This is a genomic window from Streptomyces sp. 4N509B (assembly GCF_052245655.1).
GTDB lineage: Bacteria > Actinomycetota > Actinomycetes > Streptomycetales > Streptomycetaceae > Streptomyces.
The window spans coordinates 36874-54059 of record NZ_JBQQBZ010000016.1; the positions used below are offsets into that span (position 1 = coordinate 36874).

Here is a 17186-nt window from a genome sequence, read left to right on the forward strand (position 1 = left end):
CACCGCTCCTCACTCCACTCCGGGGCACACCGGGCCTGTTGACGTCCCCACTCACGAGGGCTCGGGCTACTCATCCAGCCGCCCGGAAGCGCTGGTAGCGCGTGCTATCTCACGGTTGCGCGCGAGGTCCTCCGCGATGCCGGCGGCGATCAGTGCGGCGCCGGGGGAGTGGCCAGAGCCGACATAGCGCCAAGTCGATTCGGTGATGGTGCCGGGTTGGTTGGTCGTGTCGTCTGACTGGCGGTGTTGGGCGCGTTCCTCGCGTAGCGCGGCGTAGGTGGTGGAGTACGCGCGGGACTTGGTGAGGATGTGGCCGCGATAGCCGAGGGTGTGGGCCCAGGCCCGCAGTCTGAGCGTGCCGAGGTGGGGCAGGCCGCCCAGGCGCCAGCATGTGGCCATGAGCGTGCGGACGTGCGGAGTGACGGGGGCAAGGGCGATCTCCTGGCGGGAGCTGACGCGGTGGTCCAGACCGGCGCCGGTCTCGGCGGCGCCCTTGGTGATGTACTTCGCCACGTATGCGGCCACCGCGTCGTCTCTGAGTGCGTCGGGGTCGGAGAAGCCGTGTAGCTGCCTGACGTCGAGCTGGTCACCCCAGCGCAGCTCGTACTCGCCCAAGGCCCTCTCGTCAGGCGTGCGGAGGCGGACGGCCGCCGCAGCGCTGCGCACGCAAGCGGCGAGGGTTTCGGCGGTGGCCCAGTCAGCGGGAGCGTCGCCGGGGCCGTTCGCGCCGTCGAGGCGGACGACGGCGTGGACGTGGACGGCCGAACGCTTCTGGTATTCGGCGACCTTGGCGTAGGAGACGCGGACGGCACGCCGCAGGCCGGTCCGGGTCTGTCCGGTGTGGGCCGCGAGGTGGTGGTAGAGGTTGTCGGTGAACGCCTTCCACAGCCGTCCGGCGTTCGCGTGCCACAGCACGTGGGCGGGGTAGTCGTAGCAGCCGGCGCAGAGAGGTTGCCCGACGAGGGCGTCATCACCGGAGTGGACGGCGCCGCAGCCCTCAGGCCGGTCATGTTCACAGAGGCGCCCGGAGCGGCGGGGGCGGCAGCGCGCGCCGTCGGTGGTGGGTCGGTGGACCGGGCCGAAGCTCGGTGCGGTGAGGGTGACGAACAGGCGCGGGTGCCCGCGCACCTCCGACGGGAGTCCTTTCCCGCCGACGAGTCCGGCGCGTACGAGGTGGAAGGTGTCTCCGGCGTGCAGTCGGGAGCACGGGGCGCAGACGCTCGCGCGGCGGTTGCGGCAGCGGACCAGCAGGCGTTCGCCGGGTTCGTCGCGTGTGGCGTAGTGGCTCAGCACCTCCCCGGTGGCGTGGTCGTAGGTGGTGGTCGAGCCGGCGAGGTGGACGGGGTGGGCACAGCCGCCGGTCGCGGTGACCTGGTCGAGCCAGCGGCGGTAGAGCGGGTCGTCGGCGAGTCTGATGACGTCCCGGTCTGTCTCAGGGAGGCGACGCAGGCGCGCCGCCCGCTGGAGTACGGCGCGCCTGTCGGCCGGGTTGGTGTGCTCGGGGTGGATGGTGGGGACCTCCCGGGGTGGGCCGCCGTGACGGCGGCGCGGATGGGTGCGGTTGGGGCGGGGTGGTCCATGGCGGTCACTCCTCGGAGCGTGGGTGTGCTGGTCGTGTCGTTTCGGGGGTCTGCTGGTCGTTTGGGGTCAGCGGATGTTTCCGGTGCCCCGGCAGATGCGGCACCGGCGCCGTCGTCCGGTCCAGGTCTGCCGGGAGCCTTCGCCCTTGCAGGTGGGGCAGCGCACGAGGCGCATGGGCACGGGTCGTCCTCCCTTTACGCAGTCAGCCGTTGGCGATTCCGGCGCCGACCGGGGTCAGGGCCAGGCAGAAGCCGAACGCAGCGATCGCGACGGCTTCCCAGACCTTCACCGACCGGGAGCGGACCAGCAGCCACGTGACGATGCCGAGGACGATCACCAGGGGTATCGCGGTGTCGAGGGCGGTTCCGGTGTGGTGGTTCATGACTCCTCGCTCAGCTCGACGGCGATGGTGAGCATCGGCAGACGGGGGGTGTGGTCGGCGTGGGTCAGCGCCGCTTCCCTGGCTTGGTCGGGGGTGGTGAGGTAGGAGCGCCCGCGTACCCAGCCGCCGGAGTCGGCGCCGGTCACGGCCACGCCTTCCTCGTCCGGCCGTATCGACTGGGCCACGGCGACGGCGTCCTTGTGCAGGTCACCGAGCGCCATTTCAGCCGTTCCGGGGTCGTTGACGCGGTGGCAGATTCGGCCGCCGAGCTGCGCACGGAGCGCGGTCACGCCAGGACCCAGGTCGGAGCCGACGCGTTGCCCGGCGATGACGAGGTGGACGCCGAGTGCCGCGCCGAGCTGCGCCAGGCGCAACAGATGCGTCGAGCAGCGTTCCGCCTCAGCACGGTCCTCCCGCGATCCGTTGGTGAGGTACAGCTCCGCCAGCTCGTCCACGAGGACTACGACCGGCACCGGGCGCGTCTCCTCCTCCAGGTCCCAGATGGAGCGGACACCGGCAAAGCGGCAGGTGATCATCCGTCGCTGCATCTCGTTGACCAGCTCGCCTAGGACCGCCAGGGCCTGGCGGCGCGTGGTGGCCAGCACGGAGAGCCGTTCGGCGAACAGCCCCAGCTCCATGCCGCCCTTGCAGTCGATGCCGACGAGCGCGACGGGTTGCGGAGCGAGTTGGGACACCAGCCGCGCCAGGAGCGTGGATTTTCCTGACCGGGTCGCGCCGACCACCAGCCAGTGCGGCACCCGCCGGAAGTCCAGCGTCCAGACCGCGCCCGTCTCCAACCGCCCGAGTACGGCCGCGAGCAGCCCGGTGCGGCCCTTGCCGTCATCGTGCGGTTCCGCGAGCGGGTCACGCGCCGAGACAACGATGACCACCACACCCCGCTCAGGCGAGGTAACCCGCACACTGTGCGCCCGCCAGGCGTGGGCCATGGCCTCAGCAGCCTCCAGGAACCGGGCCGGAGTCTGCCCCGGCAGCAGACGAACCCGCAGGCGTAACCCACCAGGCACCGGCAGGGGAATCCGAGCGCGCGGCGTGATGCCCCGCAACGCCTCACCCCGTACGACGAGGTCACCCAGCAGCCGGCGGGAAGGCTGGTAGGACACGGTCAGGTCGTTGACGTGACAGACCTTCCGCCAGGTCACCAGCACCCGCACCGCCATCACGGGATAACCGGACAGGTACCAGTGCCACGCGGGCCACCGCCGCCCGACCAGCTTCCCGACGATGAGGACCCACGCCACCAGGGCCAAGGCGACGGCCCACAACAGCTCACCCATCAGCCACCCCCGCCCTTACCCGCCGGGAGGACGGGCGTGATGGCGGAGGCGCGGAAGCTGATCCCGTGCCGGTCGCCCATGTTCCAGGCGAAGGCTTCCAGGCCGGTCACCCTCACCTCGGCGCCCTCGACGACGCCCTTGGGCTCACCGGGAACGGCGATCTCGATGACAGAGACGCGGCGTCCGTCCTGGCGGACCATCACCGCCACGGTGTAGATCGTCGTGCCGTCCCGGTCCTTCTTCACCTCCTGTGTCTCGTAGTTGCTGATCTTCGCCTCCGGTGCCACGGCGCACCGCAGTACGCCCAGGCGTGAGGTGTCCACCGGAATGGACTGCATGTCGATTGGCCTCCCTGGCCGTCGGGACGCCAGGAGGTCACCTGACGTCACTCGTGCTTACGAGTTACGACTATGCCAGGGCTTGACGCGCGTGGGCAACCACTTATGCTGACGAGTGACGTAAGAGAGACGCACGACACATGACCCCGACCGTGCACGGGGAGAAAGGGAGACCGCCCGCCATGGCCGAGATCCAGCGCCCCGGAGCGCTCTACCGCCAGGTCGCCGCCGCCATCCGTGACGCCATCGCCGCAGGCGAATACCCGCCGGGCAGCCCGCTCCCCTCAGAAGCCCAGCTCATCGAGCGCTACGAGGTCTCCCGCCCCACCGTCCGCAACGCGATCTCCGCTCTCCGCGCGGAAGGGCTCATCGAGGTCATCCACGGCAAGGGCAGCTTCGTCCGCGCCGCCCCCACCGCCCTGGCCACCGTCAATCGCACCGTGACCCAGGACAAGGACGGCACGTTCCACGCCGGCTACGACGCCTGGCAACTTCGCGAACTCCCCACCGTTCACCGCACCCACACCACCACCGAGACCGGCACGCTGCTGGACCTCCCCGACGGCGAACCCCTCTTCGGTGTCGACCGCCTCTACGTCCACCCCGAAACGGGCGCACGCATGGCCCACCGCACCCTGATCCCGTTCGCCACTGCCGAAGGCACCGACCTCGCCGACCACCCCGACGCCTCCCCCGAAGCGATCTACGCCATCCTCGCCAAGGCCGGGCACACCCTGTCATGGCACGAGACCGCCCGCGCCCGCATGCCCCTCCCGGACGAGCGCGAAAGCCTCCAACTCCCCGACGCCACCCCGGTCCTCCACGCGACCCGTATCACCCACGGCACCGACGACCGCCCGCTCATCCTCGAAGAGCTACGCACCAGCGGCGACCGTGCCCAAGCTGCTTACCGCATCGCCGTTCAGGTTTCCAACGGTCTCCGTATTGCTGGTCCCTGACGCTGACGTCCATCGAATCTGGATCTATCTTTCAGCTAGTGATTCGTCGGCTCTTGATTCTTATAATCCCGGCCGTCAAACCGGCTATGAAGAGGAATCCGCCTATGCTGAATCCAATACCTATTCCCCGAAGTGCTCCTCTGTAGACCTCTTCTGAGAAAGACTCCAGTAATGAATCACTTTCCCTTTCGGGGAGCGTCAAGAAATACTGATAGACTGCAATGCCAATTCCTGTAAGGGCTGCTCCGAAAATGTAAGCCGCTACAACAAGTGTGCGGTTGAGTTTTGTGCGCTCTTTGTCCAAGAAGTGGGATATCTCGTCGTCGACATACTTCCCAAAGGCCTCCCTGTTCTGAAGGTCGTCAGGCATTGCTGAGAACAGCTCTACGCTGTGCTTCAATTGATCATGTCGGTCGCGGCGTATGCGACGCCCCTGCCATATCGCCCCCGTAAGTGCGACCAGCGCTACGAACATGGGCATCCAGTCCATCAGACTCATGTCGGGATGTTAGCTGTGCTATGGACTGCCCTCAGGCCGGGCGGCCCCCATCACGACCCTCCACGAGGCAGGCCGATCTCCGTCGAAACTCTTCTTCGCTTCCTCAAGGGCGCGCCATCCGGCGCGCCGGGCGGACGTAGCGCCACGGCCGGGCGTGCGGCCTGAGGGCCGGTCCCGGCCGGCGCCGCCGCCCCGCACGCCAAAGCAGGGCGACGAGCGAGACGATGTCCGGCCCGGTGCCTGCCGCACGACCGGGTGGCCGGGGCGGACGGCCTCCGAGTCTTGAGCCACCTCCCCGGGTCGGGGCCCGCGTCGAGCAAGGACAGGGGGCCACTCGGGCATAAACGCGGGCAGGACCAGCCTGCCCGAGTCGCCGGCCAGCGTATGGCCCCCTGACCATGCTCGACCCCAACCCGGGCAGGACACCGGCCCAACACTCTCCGGCCGCCCGCGATCGTCAGCGCGGCGCCCTGGCACATCAGCTCGCCCGCCGAAGACGCGCCGCCGTCACCCTCGCCAGCAGGGCGAGGTCTCGCGCGGTCGACGACGAACACGTCAGGTGGACCACCCCCGAACCGTCCGGCGCGGCGTCGGCCCGCAGACGGACGCCGCCCAGGTCCACCCCGGCACCCGCAAGCGCCTCCGCCAGCTCCCCTACAGCGGCCTGCGCGTCGCGCCAGCCCGACACGTAATCCACCCCACGCACCCACAGCACGGCGTCGGGGTCGAACTCCTCGTTCAGCGGTCCGACGGCTCCGTCAGGCCCGTTCATCGCTCAAGAACCCTTCTCACGCAGTGTCTTGGACGGTGCCTGGTGTGAGGCGTCTTGATCACAACGACCGCAGCCCCGATACCATCGGCACCGGGGTTCTGCGGAATCCCTGCCGGACCACCTGACAGCTTGCGAGGCGGAGGGTGGTCCGGTTTCGTATGCGGTTGTCGATCAACGCGAGGCCCGGCGTGGGCCCGCGCGGCGGCTACGGGGGAGCGCGGTACGCGTAGCGCCGTTCGTCGATCCGGAGGCAGTACGTCCCGCCTTCCTTGAAGATCAGCCGCTTGTGCTTGCCGTGGAGCGCGATCATGTTCGCCACCGTGTAGTGCTGGCCGTCTATGTTCAGCCGGTCGCCGACTCTGACGGTGGCAGCGGTCACCACCTGCCAGCCGAGTAGTTCGTAGGTCTCGTCCTGGTTCACTGACGTCCCTTCGCCTGGCAGACGGAGCAGGGGAACGGGCACGGCGGCACGGGTTCCCCGGGGCGAGCGACGAGCACGCCCGCCGTGAGGCGCCCGGACGTGGACTCGACCGCGCGAGCGGCCTCCTGACAGGTCAGGCCCAGTGTTCGCCCCAGGTCACACACCGCCTCGTCGAGTGCGCAGGTCTCGCACTCGTCCAGGTGGAGCCGGTATGCGCTACGCAGTTGCTCGACGTCGGCCGGGCGGGGGTGCTGAGAGATCTCCTGCCGCAGGTCTGCGGGATGCGCTGCCCACGCCTTGCCCCCGCCGACGGGGCGGAGCACGGCGAACGACCCGCCGCCGCTCTGGTAGACGCCCAGGCGGTCGGTGGCCTGGTCCCTCATCAACGAGCCGACCGACGGAGGGTCGAAGTCGTTCACCGGGCCACCTCCACGCCGTGGATCTTCCTGGGGCCCACGTCGACCCCGTGGGAGGCCAGCCACAGCGCCCGCCGACGCCCCCGCTGCACCGTCGTCCGTGCGCGTCGTTGCTGCCGCTCCTCGGCGGTCAGCATGTAGGGCCGGACGAGCTCGTCACCGCCACGCGGCAGCACCAGCGTCGGTGGGTCCGTTGGCTCGACGGACCCGGGCGCGCGACCGGCCCGATGGCGCCCGCTGGGGGCGGGGAGAAGCAGCCGCAGTAACGGCTCAAGACAACGCCAGATGACAGCGTGCAGCATGTCAACGCCCCTTCCAGGGTTGGCCGACCCCCGGACCGCCCCCCAGCGGTCGCGAGGTTTCCTCGTGGGCCATCCAGCGTCGTGGCGTTTCCGCCTGTCACGTAGAGCACGGTGATTACCCACCATGGGTAAGATCGCTGGCAGCACAGCCTCAGTGGCCAGCCCGACGACGGCCCCGGAGCGTCGTATGCCCGTCAAGTACGAACCGCCGCACGAGCTTCCGGCCCGTCTTCTGGCAGACGCGGACATGGTCTCGGCGTGCCGCGAACGCGACTTCGCCCAAATCTTCAAGCTGGTGAAGGCCAAGGCTGGGATCTACCCATCGCTCATCGCGCGACGCTGCGACATGACGCCCAGCCGGGTCAGCGAAGTTCTCAAGGGAGAGCGGGAGATCCGCGATCTCGCGGTGATCGAACGCGTAGCCGACGGCTTGCGCATTCCTGGCGGCATGCTCGGACTCGCCGAGCGTCCCTGGGAGTCGGACGCGCCGACCGAGCCGACAGGTGTCCACCTCGTGGCCGGCGCCAACCTGTGGGTCCCCCAGCATGGGGACCACCAGACCGACCCCGAGTTCCTGCGGACGTTAGTGGAAGGGCAGCTTCCGCAGCACTACACGGCGGCGAACTTCTTCGGCGCGCGCCAGGCCATCCCCTCCGCGTTGCACCAGGCCAGGAGCATCATGAACGCTCTGGAGACCGCCAGCGGCAGCCCGCGTGAAGCGCTCATACGGATCGGCAGCCGACTCGCGGAGTTCCTCGGCTGGCTCTTTCAGGACCAGGGCGACTTCAAGGCTTCGGGATTCTGGTCGGATCGCTCGATGGAGTGGGCCCAGGAAGCCGCCGACGATCACATGCAGTCCTACGTGCTCTTCCGCAAGGCCAACCAGGCGATCGCGCAGACCAACGCGCAGAAGGCCGTGGGTCTGGCCCGGGCGGCGCAGCGTGTTCCCGGCATCACACCGAAGATCGCGGCTCTCGCGGCTCAGCAAGAAGCACAGGGATACGCGTTGATGGGGAATCCCAAGGCGTCGCTGGCGAAGTTCGACGAGGCTCACTCACCCGCGGCCACACCGAGTGAGCCGGCTGCGGACGGCACGCTGGACACCGCCTACTGCACCCCGACCTACATCGAGATCCAGCGCGCGAACTGCTGGATCGATCTCGGCGAGCCCCTTCGCGCCATCCAGCTTCTGGAGGCGGAGTTGGCCGCTCTGCCCGAGCTGTACCGGAACGACCGTGGGGTGTATCTGGCGCGACTCGCCCGCGCGTACATCAAGGCAGGTGAGGCGGAACGCGGAGCGGAAGCCGCGACGAAGGCGTTGGCCATCGTCGGCCAGACGGGTTCGGCCCGCACGATGAACGAACTCGCGGCCGTCGCCCGCATCGCCCGACCGTGCCAGAGCGTGCCGTCGGTCGCCGCGTTCAGCGAGTTCTACCAGACCGCTCTTGATCGGTTTGCCCCTGGGAGACCGCAGGGCGATGAGCGATCCTGACAGCATGCGCGATCTGATCACACACGCCACGTCGGCCGACGAACGACGCAGGGGGCCCGCCGTGGCCGTTCTCCCTGTGGGGAGCTTCGAGCAGCACGGCGACCGGCTTCCGCTGATCACTGACACGCTCATCGCCTGCCTGATCGCCCGCCGCGTCGCCGACGACCACGGGCTATTCCTCCTGCCGCCCATCACCGTCTCGTGCTCCCACGAGCACGCCCCCATGGCCGGCACGGTCAGCATCAGCGCCACCACGCTCTACGCCACGGTCAACGACATCTGGCGCTCCCTCGACCGCTCGGGCGTGCCCGGTCTGTTGATCGTCAACGGGCACGGCGGAAACTACGTGCTCTCCAACGTCGTCCAGGAACTCAACGTGGACGGCCCATGCGTCGCGCTCTTCCCCGCCCCCGAGGACCGCCATCGCGCCCGCACCGACGCGGGGCTGGTCAGCAGCAGCGCCGAGGACATGCACGGCGGCGAGTTCGAGGTCTCGCTCCTGCTGCACGGCGCGCCCGAGGTGGTGGGCGACGGGATAGGCGAGGAGGATCACTCGGCGCCGGACCGCCCGCACCTTCTCACCGTGGGCATGGCCGGCTACACGACGAACGGCATCGTCGGCCAGCCGTCACTGGCGACCGCCGCCAAGGGCAAGGCCATCCTCGACAGCCTGGCCGACTCCGCACGCGCCCACCTGACGCTGATCAGTCCTCATAGGACCGCTCCGCAAGGCTGACGGGGCGGGCAGCCAAAGGAGGCACGAGCGGGCTCGTCGCCCGGCTCGTACCTCCTTAGTGCCTGGTCGACGCAGTGGTCAGCCGTCGGCCGGGGCCACGCCCACCGGGCAGGCGAGGCCCGTGCCGCCGAGGCCGCAGTAGCCGGCTTTATTGCGGTCGAGGTACTGCTGGTGGTAGCCCTCCGCCGGGTAGAACGGGCGGGGGTCGGCCGGGAGGATCTCCGTCGTGATGTCGCCGTACCCGGCGGTCGTGAGGACCTTCTGGTAGGCCTCACGGGAGGCCGTGGCCGCCGCCTGCTGGGCCGGGGAGTGGGTGTAGACCGCCGAGCGGTACTGGGTGCCGACGTCGTTGCCCTGGCGGAAGCCCTGCGTGGGGTCGTGCGACTCCCAGAAGACCTGGAGCAGCCGCTCGTAGCTGACCTTCTTCGGGTCGAAGACGACGCGCACGGCCTCGGCGTGGCCGGTCATGCCGGTGCACACCTCCTCGTACGTCGGGTGGGGCGTCACGCCGCCCTGGTAACCGACGAGGGTCGTCCACACACCCTCGGGAAGCTGCCAGAAGCGACGCTCGGCACCCCAGAAGCAGCCCAGCGCGACGTCCGCCACCTCCAGGCCCTCCGGGTACGGGCCGAGCAGGGGGTTGTCGAGGACGGTGTGCCGCTCCGGGACGGTGAAGGCCGGCTCCTCGCGGCCCGGCAGGGCCTCCTCGGGGGAGGGGAGACGGGTCTTGAAGGTGAAGGGGTTGAAGGCGTTGCGCAACGTCATGGGTCCTGCGTCTTTCTCCTCGTCGTTCACGGCGTAACGGTCACGGCGCTACTGGCGCGCGATGGCCAGGGCGCGGAACGCGGCGTACGCGTCGGCCGGGTCGTCGCGGTCCACCCACGGGATCGCTCCTACGTAACCATCCACGGCCCGCACCTGTTCCGCTGCCTCCGCGTACCGCTCCGCCAGCACCAGGAAACACAGCAGCAGGTGGCGCACGTGTGGCTCCACGGGGTGGTCGGGCCGCGCCTGGTGGAGGGCGAAGTGCGCCGCCTCGATGGCGTCGGCGATCACGGCGCCGCGGAACATCCCGGGGGAGAGCGTGATCTCCGGCAGGTGGTCGTAGACCGCGAAGAGCGGCAGCGCCGGCAGGAGGCTGCCGGCCGGAGCGGTGGCCGCGGCCTGCCGGGCGAAGTCGTCCGCCTCCCGGCGCGAGCCGTGCCACTTCTCCGACCAGTACGGCAGCGCCGCCAGGTGCGCTCCCATGTGCGCGGGGTCGCGCTGGGTGACCTTCTCCCACAGGGCCCGGAAGTCCTCCGCCCGGTAGCTCAGGCCGCGGGCGATGAACAGCTCCGTGATGTACGGCAGCGGGTCGTCGGGGGCGAGCCGGGCGGCCTCGCCGCAGACCGTGCGGGCCTCCTCCAGGATGATGCGGTGCTCCGCGGCGCCCGGGTCGGCCATGGCCTGCCAGACCAGGAACTGTGCGTAGACCTGGGCGCCGCCGGGGTCGGCCGGCTCGTCGGCGCGCCACCGCCGCAGCCAGCCGGCGTCGGCCCGCGGCATCCGCTTGGCCAGCGGGTCGTGGCCCGGGGCGTCGGCGCCGCCGCCCCCAAGCGCGGCGTCGGCCGCCTCGGCGTCCGCGCCCGCCTGGGCGCCGGAGGCACGCCACGCCGCGAGCTCGCGGGCGGCGGCGCCGGCCAGGGACTGCACCCGCTGCCAGCGCTGCTCGCTGTCGTCGGTGAGGGCCAGCAGCTGGCCCACGGGCTGCCACCGCTGGGTGCGCTGCGCCTCCTCCAGCGCGGCGACCAACTCGGGATCGGGCCCGGGCAGCCGCACGTCGAGCTGGTCGACGGGGACGAGCCCGGTGGTGGTGCCGCCGGGGCCGAAGCCGGGGTGCGGCAGGCCGTAGCCGGGCTCGCCGGCGCCGGCCGGGCCGGTGGCCCGTTCGAGCTCCCCGCGTTCGCGGCGCCGCCGCAGGGCGGGCATGACGAGCACGCCGAAGACGGCGGTCAGAGCGATGAGCAGGAGCAGGGCTTCCATGCGGTGTGTTCCCCCTCGAACGGACTGGCCCGGCGGGCGCGGCGGCTGTCGGCGCGGCCGTTCGACGCCGGGGCGCCGTGGCGCCGTCCCGGACGCGCACCTCCCACGGTACGGCCCACTACCGTGTAGTCATGAATCGCTTCGAGACGGTGGCCATCCACGCCGGGCAGGAGCCCGACCCGGTCACGGGGGCCGTGGTACCGCCGATCCACCAGGTCTCCACGTTCAAACAGGACGGGGTCGGCGGGCTGCGCGGTGGCTACGAGTACAGCCGTTCGGCCAACCCCACCCGCACCGCGTTGGAGGAGAACCTCGCCGCCCTGGAGGACGGCAGACGCGGCCTCGCGTTCGCCTCGGGCCTCGCCGCAGAGGACTGCCTGCTGCGCACCCTGCTGGTCCCCGGCGACCACCTGGTCATTCCCAACGACGCCTACGGGGGCACGTTCCGGCTGGTGTCGAAGGTGGTGGAGCGCTGGGGCGTGGCCTGGTCGGTGGCCGACACCAGCGACCCGGCGGCCGTGCGGGCGGCACTGCGGCCGGAGACGAAGGCCGTGTGGGTCGAGACACCGTCGAACCCGCTGCTCGGCATCACCGACATCGCGGCCGTGGCGCAGATCGCCCACGAGGGCGGCGCGCGGCTGGTGGTGGACAACACCTTCGCGAGCCCCTACCTCCAGCAGCCCCTCGCCCTGGGGGCGGACGTGGTGGTGCACTCCACCACCAAGTACCTGGGCGGGCACTCCGACGTGGTCGGCGGCGCGCTGGTCACCTCGGACGAGGCGCTGGCGCAGGAGCTGGCCTTCCACCAGAACGCCATGGGCGCGGTGGCGGGACCGTTCGACTCCTGGCTGGTGATGCGGGGCGTCAAGACGCTCGCGGTGCGGATGGACCGGCACAGCGCCAACGCGTCGCGCGTCGCGGAGATGCTGACGGCTCACCCGCGGGTGACGCGGGTCCTCTATCCCGGGCTGCCCTCGCACCCGGGGCACGAGACGGCCGCCAAGCAGATGCGGGACTTCGGCGGGATGGTGTCCTTCCGCGTCGAGGGCGGCGAGGAGGCGGCGGTCGCGGTCTGCGAACGCACCCGGCTCTTCACGCTGGGGGAGTCGCTCGGCGGTGTGGAGTCGCTGATCGAGCACCCGGGGAGGATGACGCACGCCTCGGCGGCGGGCTCGGCGCTGGAGGTTCCGGCGGACCTGGTGCGGCTGTCCGTGGGCATCGAGGCCGTGGAGGACCTGCTGACGGACCTGTCGGAGGCGCTGGGCTGACGACCGTGTGCGCCCTGGCCGGGGGAGCGCCCCCGGGGCCGGCGCGGGCGTCGAGGACTGGCGTTGAGGGCTGGACGTCGAGGGCCGGACGTCGAAGGCCGGCTCCGGGCACCGACCCGGGCCGGCCCTCGACGCCCCTCCGGCCGGGGCCCTCCGCTCGCGACCGCGCGTTCGCGGCCGTGCGGCCACGTCGTCCGCCATGGGTGACACCCTCGACGGTGCCCCGCGCGGGGCACCCCGCGCGGTGGCGTCGTCGGCGTGGCCTCAACCCCGCTGTTGCCACTCCGAGATCGCCGCGTTGAAACGGGTGAGGAGCGCGCAGAAGACCTCGCGCTCCTCCCGGGTCCAGTCCGCGGTCAGCGCGGACATCAGGTCCCGCCGCGAGGTGCGGACCTCCGCGAGGCGGTCGCTGCCGCGAGGTGAGAGCTGGAGCACCACGGCGCGCCCGTCGTCGGGATCGGAGGTGCGTTTGACCAGACCGGAGTCGACGAGGGGCGCCACCTGTCTGGTGACGGTGGAGGAGTCGATGCCCATGCCGGCGGCCAGGGCCTTCACGCCCGTCGGGCCGTCCTGGTCGAGCCGGCTGAGCAGCAGGTACGCGGCCCGGTCCATGGAGTTTCTGGCGGGGCCGAGACCGCCCAGGCGGATCTGCTCGGCGCGCCGGGCGAAGACGGCCACCTCGTGCTGGAACAGGTCGAGCAGCGAGGGGTCGTCGGTCTGCGAGGTGATGGATTCAGGCGTCATATCCGGTGTGGGTTGGTGTGCGGGCACGGCGATGGGCCGCAAGCGGTCGGAGCCGCTTGGGAGTTGTGCCAAGCGTGGGGCCACAGCGTACGCCCGGAGAGGCGGGTGCGGACGGTGTATGGCGAATCCTGTGAAGCGCCTGTTATGAGGGGTGGGAGCGCCACCGGGTGACACCGCGCGCGCCGCGTCGTCACGCGCCTGCCAGACTTGCGACATGGCAGTACATATCCCGGCCACCCGTCCCGGGCTCGAGGATGTCCTGGCCGCGCAGAAGACGCTCTCCGGGGTCGCCCGGGTGACCGCGATGGAGGGAAGCCGGCATCTGTCGGCGCTGGTGGGCGCCCCGGTCCACCTCAAGTGCGAGAACCTCCAGAGGACCGGCTCGTTCAAGGTGCGTGGCGCGTACACCCGCATCGCGGGCCTCAGCGTCGCCGAGCGGTCGCGCGGCGTCGTCGCGGCGAGCGCCGGCAACCACGCGCAGGGCGTGGCGCTGGCCGCGGGCCTGCTGGGGGTGCGGTCCACGGTGTTCATGCCGGCGGGGGCCCCGTTGCCCAAGATCGCCGCGACCCGGGAGTACGGGGCGGAGGTGCGGCTGCACGGCCAGGTCGTGGACGAGTCGCTGGCGGCCGCCCGGGAGTACGAGAAGGAGACCGGGGCGGTGCTCATCCACCCCTTCGACCATCCGGACGTGGTCGCGGGCCAGGGCACGATCGGCCTGGAGATCCTCGAACAGTGCCCCGAGGTGCGCACCATCGTGTTGGGCGTCGGGGGCGGCGGACTGGCGGCGGGCGTCGCGATGGCGGTGAAGTCCCTCCGGCCCGACGTGCGGATCGTCGGCGTGCAGGCGGAGGGCGCGGCGGCCTATCCGCCGTCGCTGGCGGCCGGGCGGCCGCTGGCGCTGGCCGAGATGTCGACGATGGCCGACGGCATCCAGGTCGGCCGGCCCGGCGAGGTGCCGTTCCGCATCGTCGCCGACCTGGTCGACGAGGTCCGCACGGTGTCGGAGGACGCGCTCTCCGCCGGCCTGCTGCTCTGCCTGGAGCGGGCCAAGCTCGTCGTCGAGCCCTCGGGTGCCAGCCCCGTGGCGGCACTGCTCAGCGAGCCGGAGGCGTTCGCCGGCGGTCCCGTGGTGGCGGTGCTGTCGGGGGGCAACGTGGACCCGCTGGTGTTGGAGCGCACCCTGCGGCACGGCATGGCCGCGGCCGGGCGGTACCTGTCCCTGCGGCTTCGTCTGCCGGACCGGCCGGGGGCCCTCGCGGCGCTTCTGACCGAACTGTCACAGGCCGGTGCTAACGTCCTCGCCGTGAACCACGTCCGGACCGATCCCCGGCTCGGCGTGAGCGAGGTGGAGGTGGAGCTCCAGCTGGAGACCAAGGGCCCGGAGCACTGCGCCGAGCTGGGCGAGGCGCTGCGCGCCGCCGGGTACCTGATCATCGGCTGAGGCCCCGCCTCCCGTCCTCGCCGGACGTCGCGTCGCCTCGCGGCGTGACGTGCCGGCGTCGCGTCGTCACCGCGCCGCCGTGGTCCCGCCGCGCGGCCCGCGGCGGGGGCGCGGAGGGCGCGACGAGGTGGAGCGCCGCGACGTCGTTCACCGCCGGCGCGCCTGCCGGTCGGCCCTCGCGTCGGGCACACCCGGCGCGGCCAGCACACCCGACGGACACGACATACACGAGCCAGAGAAAAATGACTGTCGCGATGTATCGCGAAAGTCTAGACTGGCGGGCCCGCCCCCACGGGGCGACCCTGAAGACCACCCACCACCCAAGATCTTGGGGAGACTGACATGCCAGGCGCCATCTACGCCGAGGGCTTGGTGAAAACCTTCGGCGAGGTACGGGCACTGGACGGCGTCGACATCGACGTCCCGGAGGGCACCGTCCTCGGCCTGCTTGGGCCGAACGGTGCGGGCAAGACCACGACGGTCCGGGTTCTGACCACCCTGATACGCCCCGACAGCGGGCGCGTGGAGGTCGCCGGGATCGACGTGCTGAAGCATCCCAACGCGGTGCGTCGCTCCATCGGCCTCTCCGGCCAGTTCGCCGCCATCGACGACTACCTCACCGGCCGTGAGAACCTCCAGATGGTCGGAGAGCTGTACCAGCTCTCCGCCCGGGACGCCAAGCGTCGGGCGACGGAGCTGCTGGAGCGCTTCAACCTCGCCGACGCCGCCGACCGCACCGCCAAGACGTACTCGGGCGGCATGCGCCGCCGCCTCGACCTCGCCGCCGCGCTCGTCGTGAGCCCGCCCGTCATGTTCATGGACGAGCCCACCACCGGCCTCGACCCCCGCAACCGTCAGGCCCTGTGGGAGGTCATCCAGGAGCTGGTCTCCGGCGGCACCACCCTGCTGCTCACCACGCAGTACCTGGAGGAGGCCGACCAGCTCGCCGACACCATCGCCGTGGTCGACCAGGGCAGGGTCATCGCCCGCGGCACCTCCGACCAGCTGAAGGACGCCACCGGCGGTGACGTCATCGAGGTCGTGGTGCACGAGCGGGCGCACATGCCGATCGCGGAGGAGGTGCTGCGCGCCCTGGGCGACGGCGACGTCACCTTCACCGAGCACGTCCGCCGGCTCAGCGTGCCGGTGACCGGCGGCGCCAAGCTGCTGGCCGAGGTGATCCGCGAGCTGGACGGCAGGGGCGTCGAGATCGACGACATCGGCCTGCGCAGGCCGACCCTCGACGACGTCTTCCTCTCCCTCACCGGCCACGCGGCCGAGTCGGAGGAGGAGGGGTCCGGCGCGGGCGGCCCGTCGGCCGAGGGAAAGAAGAACGCGACGAAGAAGGACGCGAAGCAGAAGGACGCGGCCGACTCCGCCGCGGACAGCACGGAGGAGACGCGATGAGCACCGCCACGCAACAGTCCCCGGCCCGGCCGTCCGTGTCCGCGGCCGGCGAGCGGATCACCCTCGGCCAGGGACTGCACGACTCCGTCGTCGTCACCAAGCGGAACCTCCGCCGCATGATGCGCATCCCCGAGGTCGTCATCTTCGGCCTCATCCAGCCCATCATGTTCGTGGTGCTCTTCTCCTACGTCTTCGGCGGCTCGATCAACATCCCGGGCGCCGGCGTCGACGAGGACGCGTACCGCGAGTGGCTGATGGGCGGCATCTTCGCCCAGACGGTCACCTTCGCCGTCGCCGGCTCCAGCGCCGGCATCGCGGAGGACATGCAGAAGGGCATCATCGACCGCTTCCGCTCGCTGCCGATGGCACGCGGCGCGGTGTTGACCGGGCGCACCTTCGCCGACCTCGTGCAGACCGCGATCATCCTGGTCGTGCTCATGCTGGTCGCCCTGCTGCTGGGCTGGCGTGTCCACGAGGGCGCCCTGAACGCGCTGGCCGGTTTCGGCCTGCTGCTGCTCCTCGGATACTCGTTCACGTGGATCGGCGCGCTGATCGGCCTGTCGGTCCGCACCCCGGAGGCGGCCACCTCCGCGGGGCTGATCTGGCTCTTCCCGCTCACGTTCATCTCGGTGGCGTTCGTGGCCTCGGAGAACATGCCGGGATGGCTCCAGCCGGTCGCCGAGTGGAACCCGTTCTCCGCCACCGTCCTCGCCGTCCGCGACCTCTTCGGGAACCTTCCGCCGAACTACGTCGCCCCCGACGCGTGGCCGATGCAGAACCCGCAGCTGGCCTCGGCGCTCTCGTCGGTGCTGATCATCGCGCTCTTCCGCACCCTCGCGGTCCGGAAGTTCAAGTCCTCCGCCCGCTGACCCGGCCCGGACCGTAGACCGGGCCCGTCCGGGCCCGTCCGGGCCCGTCCGGGCCCCTGTCCGGGCGTCGTCCCGATCCCGTCACGATCCCGTCCCGTCCCCCACGCCGCTCCGGCGGCGTGGGGGATCTTTGCACTTGCCACCCGCCGCGCGGTTCGGGCAGCCTCGCCCCCGGGAAAGCGTTCTCGTACGCACCCGCGACGAGGGGGGCGCGCCGACGGGGACGGACGTACCAACGGGGA

Annotated in this window: 19 protein-coding genes; 7 read left to right on the forward strand and 12 right to left on the reverse strand. The window is 71.0% G+C overall.

The window, feature by feature from the left end; genetic code table 11:
• Window positions 1-66 precede the first annotated feature (66 nt).
• The 4 genes from ACTWP5_RS16590 to ACTWP5_RS16605 all read right to left on the reverse strand — a co-directional run bounded on the left by ACTWP5_RS16590 (window position 67) and on the right by ACTWP5_RS16605 (window position 3596).
• Window positions 67-1449, reverse strand: a complete 1383-nt coding sequence (locus tag ACTWP5_RS16590; protein WP_443221818.1) for a replication initiator — start codon at window positions 1447-1449, stop codon at window positions 67-69.
• A 334-nt stretch (window positions 1450-1783) separates the two neighbouring features.
• Window positions 1784-1963, reverse strand: coding sequence for a hypothetical protein (locus ACTWP5_RS16595; RefSeq protein WP_443221735.1), 180 nt, complete (start codon window positions 1961-1963; stop codon window positions 1784-1786).
• Window positions 1960-3258, reverse strand: coding sequence for an FtsK/SpoIIIE domain-containing protein (locus tag ACTWP5_RS16600; protein WP_443221736.1), 1299 nt, complete (start codon window positions 3256-3258; stop codon window positions 1960-1962). The genes ACTWP5_RS16595 and ACTWP5_RS16600 overlap by 4 nt, the downstream gene beginning before the upstream one ends.
• On the reverse strand, window positions 3258-3596 hold the full coding sequence (locus tag ACTWP5_RS16605; protein ID WP_443221737.1) for an SCO3933 family regulatory protein: 339 nt from the start codon (window positions 3594-3596) through the stop codon (window positions 3258-3260). Before ACTWP5_RS16605 ends, ACTWP5_RS16600 begins: the two co-directional genes overlap by 1 nt.
• Window positions 3597-3778: 182 nt before the next feature.
• Between ACTWP5_RS16605 and ACTWP5_RS16610 the strand changes: the two genes are divergently transcribed.
• On the forward strand, window positions 3779-4555 hold the full coding sequence (locus ACTWP5_RS16610; RefSeq protein ID WP_443221738.1) for a GntR family transcriptional regulator: 777 nt from the start codon (window positions 3779-3781) through the stop codon (window positions 4553-4555).
• Between the two features lie 31 nt (window positions 4556-4586).
• Here ACTWP5_RS16610 and ACTWP5_RS16615 read toward each other — a convergent pair whose 3' ends face one another.
• From ACTWP5_RS16615 to ACTWP5_RS16635, 5 genes are all read right to left on the reverse strand, one after another.
• On the reverse strand, window positions 4587-5054 hold the full coding sequence (locus ACTWP5_RS16615; protein ID WP_443221739.1) for a hypothetical protein: 468 nt from the start codon (window positions 5052-5054) through the stop codon (window positions 4587-4589).
• Window positions 5055-5532: 478 nt separating this feature from the next.
• Window positions 5533-5826, reverse strand: a complete 294-nt coding sequence (locus tag ACTWP5_RS16620) for a hypothetical protein (RefSeq protein ID WP_443221740.1) — start codon at window positions 5824-5826, stop codon at window positions 5533-5535.
• A gap of 205 nt (window positions 5827-6031) precedes the next feature.
• Window positions 6032-6247 carry a hypothetical protein gene (locus ACTWP5_RS16625; RefSeq protein ID WP_443221741.1) on the reverse strand — a complete coding sequence of 72 codons (216 nt, stop codon included), beginning with the start codon at window positions 6245-6247 and terminating at the stop codon, window positions 6032-6034.
• Window positions 6244-6666, reverse strand: coding sequence for a hypothetical protein (locus tag ACTWP5_RS16630; protein WP_443221742.1), 423 nt, complete (start codon window positions 6664-6666; stop codon window positions 6244-6246). Before ACTWP5_RS16630 ends, ACTWP5_RS16625 begins: the two co-directional genes overlap by 4 nt.
• Entirely contained in the window at window positions 6663-6839 is a 177-nt protein-coding gene (locus ACTWP5_RS16635; RefSeq protein WP_443221743.1) for a hypothetical protein, read from the reverse strand. Before ACTWP5_RS16635 ends, ACTWP5_RS16630 begins: the two co-directional genes overlap by 4 nt.
• 313 nt (window positions 6840-7152) lie before the next feature.
• On the opposite strand from ACTWP5_RS16635, the gene ACTWP5_RS16640 reads away from it, so the two are divergent.
• Together ACTWP5_RS16640 and ACTWP5_RS16645 are read left to right on the forward strand one after the other, a co-directional pair.
• Window positions 7153-8457: a hypothetical protein gene (locus ACTWP5_RS16640; RefSeq protein WP_443221744.1), complete on the forward strand. Its 1305-nt coding sequence runs from the start codon at window positions 7153-7155 to the stop codon at window positions 8455-8457.
• Window positions 8458-8461: 4 nt separating this feature from the next.
• Window positions 8462-9193 (forward strand): creatininase family protein, encoded by a 732-nt coding sequence (locus ACTWP5_RS16645; protein ID WP_443221745.1) that lies wholly within the window; start codon window positions 8462-8464, stop codon window positions 9191-9193.
• A gap of 78 nt (window positions 9194-9271) precedes the next feature.
• Here the strand turns inward: ACTWP5_RS16645 and msrA are convergent, their stop codons facing one another.
• Together msrA and ACTWP5_RS16655 are read right to left on the reverse strand one after the other, a co-directional pair.
• The gene (gene msrA / locus ACTWP5_RS16650) at window positions 9272-9958 is read right to left on the reverse strand and encodes a peptide-methionine (S)-S-oxide reductase MsrA (protein WP_443221746.1); all 687 of its coding nucleotides are present in this window, start codon (window positions 9956-9958) and stop codon (window positions 9272-9274) included.
• A 48-nt stretch (window positions 9959-10006) separates the two neighbouring features.
• Window positions 10007-11215 carry a hypothetical protein gene (locus ACTWP5_RS16655; RefSeq protein WP_443221747.1) on the reverse strand — a complete coding sequence of 403 codons (1209 nt, stop codon included), beginning with the start codon at window positions 11213-11215 and terminating at the stop codon, window positions 10007-10009.
• A gap of 131 nt (window positions 11216-11346) precedes the next feature.
• Here ACTWP5_RS16655 and ACTWP5_RS16660 point away from each other — a divergent pair, with 131 nt between their 5' ends.
• A complete protein-coding gene (locus ACTWP5_RS16660) occupies window positions 11347-12483 on the forward strand; it encodes a cystathionine gamma-synthase (protein ID WP_443221748.1) in 1137 nt (378 codons plus the stop codon).
• 264 nt (window positions 12484-12747) lie between these two features.
• Here ACTWP5_RS16660 and ACTWP5_RS16665 read toward each other — a convergent pair whose 3' ends face one another.
• Window positions 12748-13227, reverse strand: a complete 480-nt coding sequence (locus tag ACTWP5_RS16665; protein WP_443221749.1) for a MarR family winged helix-turn-helix transcriptional regulator — start codon at window positions 13225-13227, stop codon at window positions 12748-12750.
• 214 nt (window positions 13228-13441) lie between these two features.
• On the opposite strand from ACTWP5_RS16665, the gene ilvA reads away from it, so the two are divergent.
• From ilvA to ACTWP5_RS16680, 3 genes are all read left to right on the forward strand, one after another.
• Complete coding sequence (ilvA, locus tag ACTWP5_RS16670) at window positions 13442-14668, forward strand: threonine ammonia-lyase (RefSeq protein ID WP_443221750.1); 1227 nt, start codon at window positions 13442-13444, stop codon at window positions 14666-14668.
• A gap of 342 nt (window positions 14669-15010) precedes the next feature.
• Entirely contained in the window at window positions 15011-16075 is a 1065-nt protein-coding gene (locus ACTWP5_RS16675) for an ATP-binding cassette domain-containing protein (protein WP_443221751.1), read from the forward strand.
• Window positions 16072-16944 (forward strand): ABC transporter permease, encoded by an 873-nt coding sequence (locus ACTWP5_RS16680; RefSeq protein ID WP_443221752.1) that lies wholly within the window; start codon window positions 16072-16074, stop codon window positions 16942-16944. Before ACTWP5_RS16675 ends, ACTWP5_RS16680 begins: the two co-directional genes overlap by 4 nt.
• Window positions 16945-17186 lie beyond the last annotated feature (242 nt).